The organism is Zobellia sp. B3R18 (assembly GCF_018860715.1).
GTDB classification, from domain to species: domain Bacteria; phylum Bacteroidota; class Bacteroidia; order Flavobacteriales; family Flavobacteriaceae; genus Zobellia; species Zobellia russellii.
The window spans coordinates 1,278,281-1,293,296 of record NZ_JAHKQG010000011.1; the positions used below are offsets into that span (position 1 = coordinate 1,278,281).

The window sequence follows — 15,016 nt, forward strand, 5'->3', positions numbered from 1 at the left end:
TTTTGCTGGGCACAAACTGTAGTGCCCAGCGAAAACAGCGTTATAAAACAGAAATTGAGAAAATTCATCTAATCGGCTATCAATAAAGGATGGGTTAAAATTTGTTTGACCATTTCCCCTTCCTCTACGAAAACATCTAGCCAACCATCGCCCCCACCGTTAAACCAAAGAACTTTGAGGGTGTGGAGACCGGGTTTTAAAGTTATTGACCCATCTTTTGTCCTTACCCCGTGGTCGCCGTCGTTGTCTACTACGAGTTCGTTATCTAGAAAGAGTTGACTACCATCATCCGAACGAACATAGAACCTAAAACTTTTTTCTTGATCTACCCTTATTTGGGTAGTGAACCGTACCACGGTATTGGATCTTATCTTATCCTTTATTTCATCGGAAGTAATTTCAAAAATATTTCCGGTTAGATTCGGTTTTTTTGAGCCTAGGGCCGGAAGAAAAGAAAGTTGGTCTTCGTAGAAAATCTCGTATTTTACTGGTTTTTTAAGGTCTTTTGGTCGAATTCTAAAATAGGCTTCTGCAACCGGACTACTAATTTTTTCATTAGTGAACATTGCACTTTTAACCACCGTATTTTGGGTTAGTGAGATGACCTTTTCATAAGCGTTGGAAGTTTTTGTTGGTAATGAACCATCTAAGGTATATCTGATGGTACCCTCTTCGTTTATATTTTTGATTTCAACGGAAGTAGATTCGGTGAAAAGTCCGCCTGCTTTTTTATAACCGTCCGATTTGGGAAAAATAACAGGCTCCTTCAACTGCTCAAGAAGCATATAGTCATCTTCAATTTCATAACCTTCAAAAGCCGAGAGTACAGGTTTTCCAATCCAGGCATATGGGATTTTTAGACCTAGAGCAAAAGCTACCGTAGCTGCGTTGTCATACTGATAGACAGGGTGGATAATTTTATGGTTTTTCTTGACTCCCTTTCCCCAAACGATAAAGGGAATTTCAATTTCTTGAAGTGATTCGCCACCATGCCCTTTGCCTAAACCACCATGATCGGCACTAACGATTACCAGTGTTTTGTCCGCAATACCGGCTGTTTTAATTGCGTTCATAACTTCTTTAAGAAGTTTATCTGATTTCTCTACAGATTCGTAATAATGTGGGGTGCCATGGCCGTACTCGTGACCGGCGTGATCTACATGGTCAAAATGTATAAAAGTGAGTTTTGGTCTTTTGGTTTTAATGTAAGAACTGGCCAAAACTGCGGTTTCATCTTCCGTTTCCGGACTTGTATCATAATCAACTGCACTTTTCTCGAACAGTCTTCCGAAACCTCCCCAGTGATAAATGGCACCTATTTCTGCGGAGGCTATTTGATCATGGGTCAATTGAAAAATAGTGGGGAATATGAACTCCTCACTTTGTGTAACCGCGGGAAGCGTAAAATTATCAGGTTCCCAAGCATTGGATGTAATGCCATGTTGCTCGGGTCCGGCTCCCATAATCATTGAAGCCCAATTGGTACTTGAACTGGTAGGGAGAACCGCTCTTGCATGCATTGAATACGCACCCTCTTGTATCAATTGGTCAAAGGTTGGGGTAGCAGCATTTTGCAGTCCATCCGGGCTTAGTCCGTCAAAACCTATCACTACTACGTGTTCAATGTCTAAAGTAGGTACTTCTTGACCACTAGCGCTTTTGGACCATATTCCGCAGAGCGCCAGCATAGGTATAAGTAACTTAATTTGTTTCATAATTTGAAAAATTAATTATAACAATGCTTTTGCCTTGGTTGTTACGTTGGGCAAAAGCATTGCTGTTTATAATAAGGTTAGTACCTTGTTCCGGTCTCCCACCATCCCTTAGAGTTTATATTATCCCCACCAATTGCTTCTACTGCAGCTTTATAGTTTATTTTGTTCAACGTTTGTTCAGAAGAAGGGTATAGAAATCTAACCGGGTAAAGACCTTGGTTTTCATTGTCCGGTCCGGCTTCAAGTGCAGGAAGGCCTGTTCTCCTATAATCAAACCAACCTTGGTAATCTACATTCCAGAGTGCTAGTGTTTTTTGGATCATTAGCAATTCAATGCTCCCGTCGTAAGCTACGGATGGCTGTGCTAAGTAAGCATCAATAACCGGATCGTCCGTTACGCCCCAATACTTCATGCTTTGGCGAATTCCTTCATTGTAAAAAGTTTCGGCATCACCAGAAATAAAGCCTCTTTCTGCGGCTTCGGCCAAAATAAAGTTCACCTCAGAGCTTTTTATAATATAGGCCTCAGCCTCAGTTCTTGAAAAGTAGAACAATTCAACATCTAAACGACTAGGGCTGTTGGCATCGTCATACGCTCTAGCGTTATCTTGGTTTAGGCCAATAGGGATGCCCACATATTCTCCATTATTGTTACGGTCAAACCAAATATCCAATCTAGGGTCGTTGAAACGGGTAAGGTATTCAAGTCCGGTAGTACACAAGCTTTTCTCGTCAAAACCACCAATACGGCCTGTACTTTCCGGCCAAGAGTCAGTATTTGAAGTTCCGCTGAAAGTTAAGGTAGCATTGTCATCATTGGTCATGATATAGTTTCCGGCGCTAACAATAGCTTGCATTTGGGCCGATACGTCTCTTTGTTTTGAGATACGCAACAAGTAACGTAAGCGAAGGGAATTTGCTAGTTTTCTCCATTTTGAAGCATCACCATCAAAAATAGCATCTCCGGTTGAGCCTGTAATGGCTTCACCTAAGGCCAAAGCGGCATCGGCATCAACTAAATCTTGAAGAACGCCATTGTAAACCGTTTCTTGATCATCGTATTTTGGGGTAAAAACCGCATCTGTTTTTCCGGTAATAGCTTCCGTGTAAGGAACGTTAGCATAAAGATCTGTTAAATTGGCATAACAAAGGGCTCTTAAGGTTAGGGCAATGCCTTCATAAGTGCTGTTCTTTGTTTCCTCTGCTCTAGAGATTTCTAGAATATCCGTTACTTCCGGTAAAATTTCATAGAAAAAATTCCAAAGTCCTTGATCTCCCCATTCAAATTGACCAAAACCAGGAAAATTGTTCTTTGCCATTAGCTGGGTAAGGGTATTTCCGTCCGAATACCCTTCGGACGTTAAAGTACGGGCAATTTCAGAAGTTGCCGTTGCGGTAAGTAGATTGGCACTTACCATTTCCGGAGCATTAGGGTTGGTATTGGTTTCTTCAAAATCTTCGGTACAGCCTGTTAAGCTTAAGCCGGCTAGAAGAATTATGGTAAATATTTTTGATGTTTTCATCTTGAATATATATTGTATTGATTAATTCTATTTAGAATTCTATGTTTATATTAACTCCATAGCTTCTTGTGCTTGGCAGGGCCATATCCTCTACACCGGGAACCACCGTTCCGCCTGAGAATGATATAGTTTCGGGGTCTACATGGGGGTTTTCTGTCCATAAAGCCAGGTTACGTCCAACAAGAGAAATACTGGCGGAAGCAATTGGGGTTTGGGAGAACATCTTTTTAGGGAAGTTGTAACCGAATTTTACTTCTCTAAGTTTTACATAACTGGCATCGTACATTGTGGTTTCCTCATTGCTTCGGTTGTACACGGTAGAGTAGTACCCGGATGCAGGAACATTTATGGTGTTCTCTTCATATACTGAGTTTTCTGCAGTTGCGGTATTTATTACTCCTTCGGCAACAATACCCGTTTCACGCCCTTCCGTAGTAAAATCCAAAAGGCCTGTGGTACCGCCAATGGAAACGGTTCTTGAATGGTAAACACCACCTTGTCTCCAATCAAAAAGAACGCCCAGATTTAGGTTCTTGTAACGGAAACTATTTTGAAGGCCCACCATAAAATCAGGGTTATAGTTACCCAAGTTTCTAAGATCACTATCTCTTGAAGGTAGACCGGTATCTTGGTTGATAATCCATTTTCCAAAATGAGGACTGTTGGGATCTGTTACTTCTACGAAGCCCGTACCGTATAAATCTCCCATTCTCTTACCTACCTCGGCACCTACAATAAGGTAGTTTTCCTTTATCCGATAAAAAGGGAGTTCTTCTGCTAGTGCTATAATTTTACCTCTATTGGTAGTGAAGTTGAGGTTGGTGTTCCAAGTGAAATTCTCAGACTTTATAGGTGTTGCGTTCAAAGTAATTTCTAGACCTTCATTTCTAACTTTACCAGCGTTGATAACCGTTTGGTTATAACCAGAAGTATTGGAAACTGGTAGCGAAATAATTTGGTTCTTGGTTTCCGATCTGTATAAAGCCACGTCCAGCCCTAAACGGTTATTAAGCAACCTTAAGTCCGCTCCAACCTCAAAAGAATTGGTTCTTTCTGGTTTTAAGTCCGGTAGTTTTAATTCGGAAGGCGAATTAACTCTTGAAAAACCGTTAAATGTGGTTCCAAAGCCGTAAGTAGATAATAAGTTGTACGGGTCAGTATCGTTACCTACACTTGCCCAACCTGCTCTTAATTTTGCGAAAGTTATGGTTTTAGGAAGCGTGAACATGTCCGATAGAATTAAACTAAGTCCCGCAGAAGGATAAAAATAACTGCTGTTCTCTAAAGGAAGGGTAGAAGACCAATCGTTTCTTCCGGTAACATCTAGGAACAAATAGTCTTTGAAACCAAAATTTGCAAAGGCGTACAGACTGTTAATTTCCTTTTTATCATCATAATCGCTAGACGTTAGAGGTTCTGCCGCATTCCCGAAATTGTATATGCCAGGAATTGAAAGTGAGTTGGCACTTACTCTTTGGTATCTGTTTTTAACAATACGGCTATTGCCCCCAAAAGAAAGACCAAAATCAAAGTCGTCATTAAACGTAGTGTTGTAGCCAAGAAGAAAATCTGTGTTCTGTTCAAAAGCATAAATATTATCTTCTCTATACTGGCCCTTTGGGAACCGCTGCGTAGAATAAGCTCTTTTACGCATATTTAGTTCATTGGCATAATCAAAACCGGTTCTGAACATGAAATCTAGACCTTTGGCCAGTTTAATGTCTGCACGCATATTGGTAAAAATACGGTCCTTATCAAGACTGTTGGTGTTTTCGTAAACATTAAAGAAAGGGTTGTCATGGTAGTTGTAATTGTAATTGTACTGTTGTACGCCCTCTAAATCTGGTTGCCAGTAATCGCGTAGCGAGTCCATATCAACATGTTGTCCGAACCAAATCCATAAGTACATAATGTTTTCCGTACCATACGAGTTTACTGGACGGTTGCCTGAGTTACTGTTTACATAGTTCATAGAACCGGAGACTTTAAGCCAATCTGCAAGTTGGTACGATCCGTTAAGAGCGTATGAACGTCTATTGTAATCCGTATTGGGTACGATGCCCTCGCTTTGTAAATCGGTAAAAGAGAGTCTAAAGTTTCCTTTATCGTTTCCACCGGTTAGCGCAATGTTGTTACTAATGGTATGTCCGGTTTCAAAAAAACTTTTAATATTTCCGGGTCTTGATAAAAACGGAGTCGCAATAATTTCATCGGCAAAAGTACCGTCTGCATTTCTTGGTCGTACATGAACATCACCCGCACGCAAACCGCTGGTTGTTGGGCTGTCGTGCTGTGCAATCAATTGACCGTTTAAAGCAGGACCCCAACTTTCGTCAACATGATCGTTTACGCCTCCCGTAATGGAACGATTTTGACCACCATCGGCAAAAGCGAACTGACCGTTTGATCCTTGACCGTATTCATATTGATATTCTGGAAATGTTAGAATAGACTCAAATGTGGTGTTGTTGGTGTAGGAAACACCTATGCCCTTGTTGTTCTTTCCTGATTTTGTAGTTATCAATATAACCCCATTAGCACCTCTTGAGCCATAAAGGGCGGTGGCACTTGGTCCTTTTAGAACGCTCATGGTCTCTATATCGTCCGGGTTAATGTCTTGGGCACCGTTGCCGTAGTCTACTTCCATGTTACCTTCGCTAGATCGGCTACTTACACTGTTGTTGATGGGAATACCGTCAACTACGAAAAGCGGTGAATTCGCGTTTGGACTTGGGTTTAACGAACTTTCCCCACGAATAATGATTTGTGAGGATGAACCTACTCCAGAATTACCTCCGGTTACCTGAACACCGGCTAGTTTACCCGCTAAGGAGTTTACAACGTTGGTTTCTTTTGCTTTTGAAATGTCTTCTCCCGAGACTTTTTGAACAGCATACGCTAATTTCTTAGCTTCTCTTTTAATACCCAAAGCAGTTACCACAACCTCGCCTAATTGTTCTGAGTTAGGTTGCAAAACGATGGTTGCTGTTGTTTTTCCCGTTGTGTTGAGTTCCGAGGGTATATACCCCAAATAGGATACTACAAGAATTTCATTTCCTTGTGGTAATTCTATGCTAAAATTACCGTCAAAATCTGTGGCTACCCCGGATGCACTTCCTTTAATAACTAAAGAAGCACCGGGTAATGGCACTTGGTTTTCATCTAGTACCGTTCCCGTAAAAGTGGTCTGTGCACGGGCGGCCAAACTGACCACCAAAGTGAATAAGGCTAAAAGAACTGTTCTTTTCATTTTTTCGTATTTGTAAACTTTGGTTAATTATTATGCAACAAATATCAGTTGAACAGGTTAAGCGAAATGTGATTAAATATTAAGTTATTGCAAGGTTTAGAGAGGCGTTGTTATAAAAATGTTATCTTAACGTTATTTACAAATACTCAATTATAGATTTTGTAATTATGACGGTTTAATTAAAATTATGCTGACTAAAAACCACATCTATTTTGTAGGTTTAAACGTCTTAAAATGTATTTAATAGTAAGTTTGTATATTAAGTTTTAGATATGGAAGACTACCTTATTGGTATAGGAAAACGAATTAAGGAAATAAGAAAAGAGGGAAATAAGACCATTAGCGATATTGCGCAACGGGCAGAAGTTACTGGTGGTCTAATTTCAAGAATAGAGAATGGCCGGACCATACCTTCGCTACCCGTTCTCTTAAAGATTATTAATTCATTGGAAGTTGAGGTAACCGACTTTTTTAATGGTATGGCCAAAATAAATGGGGCCAAATTTATTGTCTCAAGAAAGGAAGATAATACCAGTATTGAAAAAGAGGATAATGCAGTAGGTTTTAACTATACCTACATTTTTGGAAAACAGCTTTCTTCTTTAGGTTTTGAGACGGTTTTATTAGAGGTGCAACCTAATTCGGAACGAGATAAAGTTACTACGGACGCTTACGAGTTTAAGTATATGCTTACGGGCGAATGTTCTTATATTATTGACGAAGAAGAAGTGCTTTTGAAAGAAGGCGATTCTATTTTCTTTGATGGTCGCATTCCCCATGTGCCTGTTAACAGGAGTGACAGACCAACCAAGATGTTGGTTATGTATTTTTTTGTGTAGATGTATTATGCGATTTATCAAGCAAAAACTAAAATAATTAATTCAATGATTGAAAATCTGATAACAATAATTTTATCAAGTGCTGTTGTTTCTGCAATTACCTCGGGCATTATCACATACTTGCTGGAAAAAAGGAAGTATAATCAAGACTTCTGGAAGATTGCTATAGAAAAAAGATTACAAACTTATGAGGAAATAGAGGAGATATTGACTTATTTCCAGACAACTCACTTGGTAGACAAGAACCCCTGTCATTTAGTTTTTTCAAACGTGGAGCTTTTTAATAAATTGCAAGTTCACCTTGGAATAATTAGTAGGAAAAGAAATTGGATTTCTACAAAATTATATGGAAAAATTGTAGAATTGAATCGCTTACTATGTGGAGCTGATTTTATAGAGGAGAACTTTGAATTAACAGATCTTACAGAATTCGGGATAGACAATTATCTGAAAATCGCCGACATTAGAGATGGAATGTTAAGAATAATTCCAAGAGATTATTTAGATATGCCAAAAGTGGAAAGTTTTTTTAAAAGTAAAATAGCTGAGTAAATTATATATCAAACAGTAAAGGTTTTACGAATTATTTATAAATAAAACAATCCGTCTACCAACTGGTAAACGGATTGTTTGTTTTTGGTTCAAAACCGTTTTAGTAATAACTAACCTGCCAGGTAATTAGGGAGTTCTGTAAGGGAGCTTAACACATAGGTAGGTTGAGCGGATTTTAATTGATCTTCCGTATGGGCACCGGTGGTTACACCTACGGTAACGCCACACTGGGCATTTTTTCCTTCTTCAATATCTATGATAGAGTCTCCGGCTTTCAATACGTTATTGGAATTGGTTATTTTCAGTAGTTGCATGGCCTTATATATCATGGCTGGGTGAGGGCGACCTTCAACTACATCGTTAGCTGTAACCAGTGCGTCATATTGCTCGCCTTGTTTCCAGTTCATTTTTTGTAATAGCAATTCGGCAATGGCCCTGTTATAGCCCGTGTTCAGTGCTATCTTTATTTTTTTGGATTTGAGTTGAGTTAGCATTTGCTCAACACCTTCAAACGAGGTTACGTTCAGCTCGTGGTAAGCATTATCCAATAGTTTTTTAAAATCCTCAAAAATAGGTTCGGAAGCCTGTTCTTTTGAATCGTTAAGGGCGTTTAAAATATCTTTTATGGCCTGGTGTTTTTCTTTTCCGGCACCATGCTCAAGAACAAAATCCAGGTCTAGTTTATGACCGGTCTTGTTAATGGCCTTTTGCAACGTTTTGTAGACCACATTGTTCTCATTAACGACCGTTCCGGCCATGTCAAATACTGCTAATTCTATGTTATGCATTTTGTAAATTAAAAATTGAATTGATGTTTTCTTTGGCAAAACCCGCACTTCCGGTCATGCCTTTACCACCTATACCGGTAACAATATGAATGTTACGGTCTAAAGTATGTTGATAGATATCTGCCTCTTTGCATTGGGAATAAAGGCCGTACCAACGGTTCTGGATTTGGTAGGTGGGTAAGTCAAATATTTTTTTGGCTTCCTTAAGGATAAAGTTATCTATGTCCATATTTAAGTCCATTCCCAAATGATCCATACGTGCTGCCGGAGCATATTCATGGGAGTCACCTATAATAACGGAACCGTCCGTAGCCTGTTTAAAAAGAATGTGAACACCCCATTTTTTCTCGAAAGCTTCGCTGTTTTCTTTGGCTTTAATGGAGGCGTATGAAGGACATTCCGAAAAAGCTTCATAGCGGCGTATGGAAAGCCCGGTGAGTATAGAACTGGGTAATTTATAATTGGGCTGATGCTTGGTTTGCATCATCTGTAATTTAGATACGATAAGATCGCTTTCCGCAAACAAGCTTGGGTACAGCGTTTTAAAATCACTTCCGTTGCAGATAATGACTTTAGCCGCGGATAAGCTTAGGTTGTCCGTTGTATGAACTTGCATCCAATTGGTTAGACTGTTGCACTCCACAACCGTTTTGTTGTAAAAAAGGTCTAGTCCTTGAGTTTTTAAATAGTCATGAAGTTTATTCACCATCAACCGTGGCTCAACCATTACTTCATCCGGAAAGAATAGTCCCATTTTTACATAATCCTTACGAAGACCGGGGTACTTTTCAAGACATTCTTCCTTGGTCAATAATTTGGATTTATAGGAATTAGTTAAGTTTATAGCATTAAGTTCTACCAAAAGTTGAACCTCTTCATCATTAGATGCTATATAAATGCTTCCCTCTTGACGAACCGATATATCAAATTTAGATTGGATTTTTTTATAGATGCGTAAACTTTCTCGTCCGTAAATTTGCCATTTGGAATCCATTCCTGAGGGTACTACCTGTCCAAAATTCCGAACCGTTGCTCCTTGAGGTTTTCCATCTTTTTCGAGCAAGGCTACCCTTAGGCCCTTTTTAATGGCGTGGTAGGCATGAAATGTGCCCAGTGCACCACCACCAACTACAATTAGGTCATATTTATTTTCCATGGTCATACAATCTGTAATTCACTTTTTAAAGTCTGTTGTTCCCTTCTGTATTTTTTTTTGAAATAGACTAATGAACTCGTGGCTACGACAAAGCCTATAAGAGCTATGGCATAGGTTCCGTAGCTAAAGAACTGTAGCCATGAGACGGAGCGTTGCCCAAAATTCTTATAGAGTAGAATGGCCATGCTTCCCAGATACCCAAAGGCATCGGCTATATAGATGAGGTAGCCTGCATTTCCCTCAATTTTAAAGGTGGCTATCATCCTATCAAAAAAGATGCAATTAAAGGGTACGTAGCAGATATATAATCCTAAGCCAATTAAAATCATCCAGAGTACAGGGCCTATAAGCTGGTTTTGAAATAGAAAGGTACTTATGCCAATTAATAGGGCGCCAAAAATAAGGAGATAGTGATAGGTCATAAAGGCGCGATAGTTATTCTTAACGAACGCAAAAAGACCAATTGAAAACAGAACTATAATCGCTACCGGAAGTTCCGAAAGGGTGTAGATAGAAGCATTGTCTTCAAAACCTACAGCATCCCAAATCTCACGGGAAAAATTGTCCCTAAAATCACGTATTGCCGTAAGGCTGATATAAAAAAAGACAAGAATAATGATAGGGAAGGAGAAATTGGACAACACCGTTTTACGGTCTTCACGGCTCATAGGCCTGCGTTCTTTTCGTAGTACTTTATCTTCTTCGGTGGGTCTTGGAATCCGGTCAAGTAAAATAGAGAACCCCAAAAAGGGAACTAGAAATACGGCACCTGTCAAGGCAGGCATCCAAATTTCGGAAACACCTGTGGCTTTAATCAAAAGTAAACCCACCGATTTTACGGCACCACTTGAAACTATAAAACTAGAACAGAGGGTAACACCCAATATTTCAGTAAATTTTCTCCCTTCTAAATATGAAAATACTATTCCCCAAATCATTCCCAGCGAGAGGCCGTTGAAGAACATGAAGATAATATTGTATGGAGGAGGAATAAGTCCAAAAAGAATAAGGCTTAACTCCGCTAAGGAAATCATTACCAGAAGATACGGCAGCCTATTCTTGGCCTTGAGTTCTGAAATAAGCTTAATACCAATGAATTTGGAAAGCATATATCCTAGTACTTGGGTGATTATGAGGATAATTTTATAATCGATTCCCATAAAGGAGAGCTGCTCATAGGTGGCTACTGTAAACGGTTTCCGAAAGGCATACATACAGAAATAGGTGCCAAAAGATGCAAATGTACCGTAGGCCAAAAACCTAATTTCTTTATGATGTATTTTGAGAGTCACAAAAAGTTTACAAATAGTAAATATTAAAACACAAAATTCAATTTTTATTCACTATTTGTAAATTTTTGAGCGTTAAGAAAAGCTTATGGAGTAATTATTTAATTGTGAAGGGGAGTGGGCAATCCGGCTTTTATTGGCTTTGAGTAAGAAGGTTTAGTATTGGGCTCTGCTAAAATTGATAGATACGGAACCATTAACCAATCTATTTTCATTATCGATACCGCTAAAAACCCCATCATGGTTTTCACTATCCTCTTTTAAGAAATAGGTTTTAAAATACACATCTACATGGTCAAAAGCGATAATTCCGGCAAAATCAAAACTAAAACGAACCACAGATCCCTTGTTCATTAAGTCCAAATTGTCTTTTTCAAAATAAACGTTCTCTGTCTGGACCATCATTTTATAATTGGTCGGTAAGATTTGGAAATCTAATTTTTCTTCAAATCCATCGGGAAATTTGAAAGTTAAGGTATACGATCCGGCCAAACTCTCATAGATAGAAGCATACGGGCTGAATTCCGAGATTTCTAGAAAGTGTTTGGGGACAATGCTTTTGTTTACAATGCGCTTGTTTCTGACTTCCATGGCAATGTAAGGAGGGATGGTCGGGTTTTTAGACCGCTCTTCCATGTCTTCCTTAGAATCACATCGTTCAAGAATGGATTGTCCTGCCACCGTATTTGTGTAAATATCAAAAGTGCAGTAGGTACCTATCAGGTATCTTACATTAGAGGGGTCACTGTGTCCTATATAATAGATTTCGCTGGCTCCTTCTACCAGCTTGCCGTCTAGCAGTGTTTTAGAATTTATATGTACAGTATCTTCTCTACGAACGATGTTACCAAAATTGTAGTGTTCTTTGTGGGTGCCATCTTCTTGGGGATACACATAGGTGTGCTTAATTTTTTTCCAGTTATTGGATATGATGGTTTCCCCTCTTAGAATAACATCATCTTCTCCAAAGTAGTAGTTTAAATAATAAAAGGTTTTGTTGGCGCTTTCATCGTACAGTAGGGCAAGCTGCTTTTTTTCTTTTAGACCTTCTAGTCTATTTTCATCTAGAAAAACATCAACTGATTCGTAACCTAAGTACAAAAGTAGAACGGATTTGTAATATTGGTTGAGTTTGATGATCGGTTTTCCCTTTCTGAAGTCCCTAACTTTGTCATAAAGATACTTTCCGTTGATAAAATCACTGCCAATATGCTCTAGGTCTTCTTTTAGGTTTGGCTTCTCAGGATCATAATTCCCATAGCCATAAAACTGCATAGATTTCGGAATCTCTTTTATACCATGCTTCTTTTTGAAGGTTTCCTTTAATTCTTCCAGTAAAATTTCAAAATACTCAGAAGTGAGGGGTAGGGCAAAAACTTCCTGTTTTTTCATGAATTATGAATTATGTTTTAAAATTATTAAATAATCTTTTAGTAATCGTAAATAATTGGTAAGAATATGTGTGGGCTACTTTTATCAAACTAATTCAAAGCACATATAAGCCAGTCACTTATGAAAAAACTACTATTTATTTTAATGATGATGCCAATCGTAATTTTGGCTCAAGAAAAGACGGTAAGAGGTCTTATAAGTTTTAACGGAGAACCTTTGCCCGGAGTAAATATCATTGAGAAAGGAACCTCAAATGGGGTAACTACGGATTTCAACGGGAATTATGAAATAGCCGTTAATTCACAAGCTACCTTGGTGTATTCTTATTTAGGGTTCAAGACCCAAGAACTTCAGGTAGGGGAAAGTGGTACAATGAATATTGTACTTGAAGAGGATGCCCAACAACTTGAAGGGGTTGAGGTGCAAGGGTTTGCTGGAGTAGTCGGTAGGGCCAGAAAGCGAACCGAATCCGTGCAGTCCATACCTGAGTCGGTTACCGCCTTGAACAGTGAAGGCATAGAAAAAAATGGGATCAACAATGTGACGAATTTCGCAAAATTGGTGCCCAACCTTAAACTGAACAGCTCTCAAGCGGCCGGAATTAACTTTTTAACAATCAGGGGGATTCCCCAAATACGAAATGCAGATGCACCCGTTGCCTTTGTGATAGACGGGGTTACCATTCCTGATCCGAGTTTGCTCAATCAAGAATTGTTTGACCTAGCCTTGATTGAAGTGGTAAAAGGCCCGCAAGGCGCACTTTACGGAAAGAATGCTATTGGTGGAGCCATCAATATTTACTCTAAAGAGCCAGTGAACACTACCAAAAATAATCTGACCCTAGGGTATGGTAACGCTAATGCCTTATTGACCCAATTCGTTTCTTCCGGAGCCATCAAGAAAGATAAAGTGTTCTATCGTCTTTCCACTCAGTTTAAGAATTTTGACGGTTTATTGACTAATGAATTCAATGATGAAAAGGTAGATTTCTCTAGGGAATTCAATGCCCGTGGGCAAATCATCGCTAGAATAACCGATAATTTCAAGGCCAGTGCTACCCTTCAATTTATAGACGTAAGCGGTGGTGCGGCCTACTATTCCGTTAACCCAACGGGCAACTTATTTGTTGATGGATTTCCCGGAGGTGCTCTTTCGCCTGACCCAGAAGATGGCAATAATGTTATAAACCATGATGAACCGGGTAAATCGGATATTAGGAATGCTTTTGGAAATGTAAGCTTGGAGTATACTCCGGGTAAGGTTAAAATTCAAAGTATTACTTCATACAATTATGTAGATCGATCTTTGAGCGGTGATCTTGATTTTATACCTTTTGATGATTTTACCCAAGGCGAAACGGCCGAAACAAAAACGTTCAACCAAGAACTACGGTTGAATAATGTAGCTTCCGAAGGAAAAATAAATTGGAGTGCTGGAGGGTTTTATCAAGATATTGAAAAGCCCTTTTTTCAAGATGGATATAATAGGGATTTTGATTTAAACCAGCTTTTTTATGGTATTGCCGCAGATGTTATCAATACAACCACAACCTATGCTTTATTCGGCTTTATCGATTATAAGATAACGGATAAGCTTACGGCTTCCGCAGGTTTCCGTTACGATAACGATACCTTCAAACAAGAAGACCATTTGTCGGGTGACACTTTTGAACGTTCAAATGATATTGTACAACCCAAAGCCTCTTTGTCTTACCAAGCTACCGAAAATGCCCTGATCTATGCTAATTATGGTAGAGGCTATAGAACAGGTGGTTTTAACCCTGCAGTGACCGACCGTTTTAACAGGGATTTTGAGGATGAACTTACCAATAACTATGAGTTTGGTTTTAAAACATCAATGTGGAACAACCGCTTTATTTTAAACGGGTCGGCCTTTTACACTAATTTTTCGAATCAGCAGCAGTACATATTCGATCTAGATACATTTTATCCGGGTAACTACAACTATGATAAAAGTAAGATCATAGGTTTTGAATTGGATGCTAAGCTAAGATTGACCAAATATTTGGATCTATTGGCCAATTATGGATTTGTAGATTCTGAGATTACTGAAGGTGGGACTACTGGTGGCGTTAATGGAACGGCCACGGATTTAAGCGCCTTCAACGGAAAGAAAACGCCATTTGTTCCGCAGAACAATTTTAACATAGGCTTGGAGTCTAGTTTTGCGCTTACCGAGAAGATAAACTTTGACGGTAACATCAACCTGAACAGTACGGGCAAAACCTATTGGGATGAAAGTAATTCCGATGCCTTTACTACTAGCGCTTATCAGCTTTTGGATGCCCGAGCGTCCGTTTCTTTTGATAATGTAAAATTCACTATCTGGGGGAATAATATTCTGGACAAACAATACTATACCGAGTATGTGCCAGGTTCTTTGTTCGGAGGTTTCGATGACTTCGGATGGAGAGGAAGGCCAGCTACTTACGGAGCTTCGGTTTCTATCAATTTCTAATAATTTTTTTCAATAGAAAGGGAGTGTGATTTTG

Annotated in this window: 10 protein-coding genes; 3 read left to right on the plus strand and 7 right to left on the minus strand. The window is 39.2% G+C overall.

Annotated elements, in window-relative coordinates; genetic code table 11:
• Positions 1–68 precede the first annotated feature (68 nt).
• From KO513_RS11890 to KO513_RS11900, 3 genes are all read right to left on the minus strand, one after another.
• Entirely contained in the window at positions 69–1,715 is a 1,647-nt protein-coding gene (locus KO513_RS11890; RefSeq protein ID WP_215913550.1) for an alkaline phosphatase family protein, read from the minus strand.
• A gap of 77 nt (positions 1,716–1,792) precedes the next feature.
• Complete coding sequence (locus KO513_RS11895) at positions 1,793–3,238, minus strand: SusD/RagB family nutrient-binding outer membrane lipoprotein (RefSeq protein WP_215913551.1); 1,446 nt, start codon at positions 3,236–3,238, stop codon at positions 1,793–1,795.
• Positions 3,239–3,269: 31 nt separating this feature from the next.
• A complete protein-coding gene (locus tag KO513_RS11900) occupies positions 3,270–6,488 on the minus strand; it encodes a SusC/RagA family TonB-linked outer membrane protein (protein WP_215913552.1) in 3,219 nt (1,072 codons plus the stop codon).
• Between the two features lie 272 nt (positions 6,489–6,760).
• Here KO513_RS11900 and KO513_RS11905 point away from each other — a divergent pair, with 272 nt between their 5' ends.
• Both KO513_RS11905 and KO513_RS11910 read left to right on the plus strand, forming a co-directional pair.
• On the plus strand, positions 6,761–7,327 hold the full coding sequence (locus KO513_RS11905; RefSeq protein ID WP_215437082.1) for a helix-turn-helix domain-containing protein: 567 nt from the start codon (positions 6,761–6,763) through the stop codon (positions 7,325–7,327).
• Between the two features lie 45 nt (positions 7,328–7,372).
• Positions 7,373–7,879 (plus strand): hypothetical protein, encoded by a 507-nt coding sequence (locus KO513_RS11910; protein WP_215913553.1) that lies wholly within the window; start codon positions 7,373–7,375, stop codon positions 7,877–7,879.
• A gap of 110 nt (positions 7,880–7,989) precedes the next feature.
• On the opposite strand, the gene KO513_RS11915 is transcribed toward KO513_RS11910, so the two are convergent.
• The 4 genes from KO513_RS11915 to KO513_RS11930 form a co-directional block, all read right to left on the minus strand.
• A complete protein-coding gene (locus KO513_RS11915) occupies positions 7,990–8,667 on the minus strand; it encodes a phosphonatase-like hydrolase (RefSeq protein WP_215913554.1) in 678 nt (225 codons plus the stop codon).
• The gene (locus tag KO513_RS11920) at positions 8,660–9,823 is read right to left on the minus strand and encodes a TIGR03364 family FAD-dependent oxidoreductase (protein WP_215913555.1); all 1,164 of its coding nucleotides are present in this window, start codon (positions 9,821–9,823) and stop codon (positions 8,660–8,662) included. Before KO513_RS11920 ends, KO513_RS11915 begins: the two co-directional genes overlap by 8 nt.
• A gap of 2 nt (positions 9,824–9,825) precedes the next feature.
• Positions 9,826–11,115 carry a DUF5690 family protein gene (locus KO513_RS11925; RefSeq protein ID WP_371735673.1) on the minus strand — a complete coding sequence of 430 codons (1,290 nt, stop codon included), beginning with the start codon at positions 11,113–11,115 and terminating at the stop codon, positions 9,826–9,828.
• Positions 11,116–11,268: 153 nt separating this feature from the next.
• The gene (locus tag KO513_RS11930; RefSeq protein WP_215913556.1) at positions 11,269–12,504 is read right to left on the minus strand and encodes a hypothetical protein; all 1,236 of its coding nucleotides are present in this window, start codon (positions 12,502–12,504) and stop codon (positions 11,269–11,271) included.
• Between the two features lie 120 nt (positions 12,505–12,624).
• On the opposite strand from KO513_RS11930, the gene KO513_RS11935 reads away from it, so the two are divergent.
• Positions 12,625–14,982 carry a TonB-dependent receptor gene (locus tag KO513_RS11935; RefSeq protein WP_215913557.1) on the plus strand — a complete coding sequence of 786 codons (2,358 nt, stop codon included), beginning with the start codon at positions 12,625–12,627 and terminating at the stop codon, positions 14,980–14,982.
• Positions 14,983–15,016: the final 34 nt, after the last annotated feature.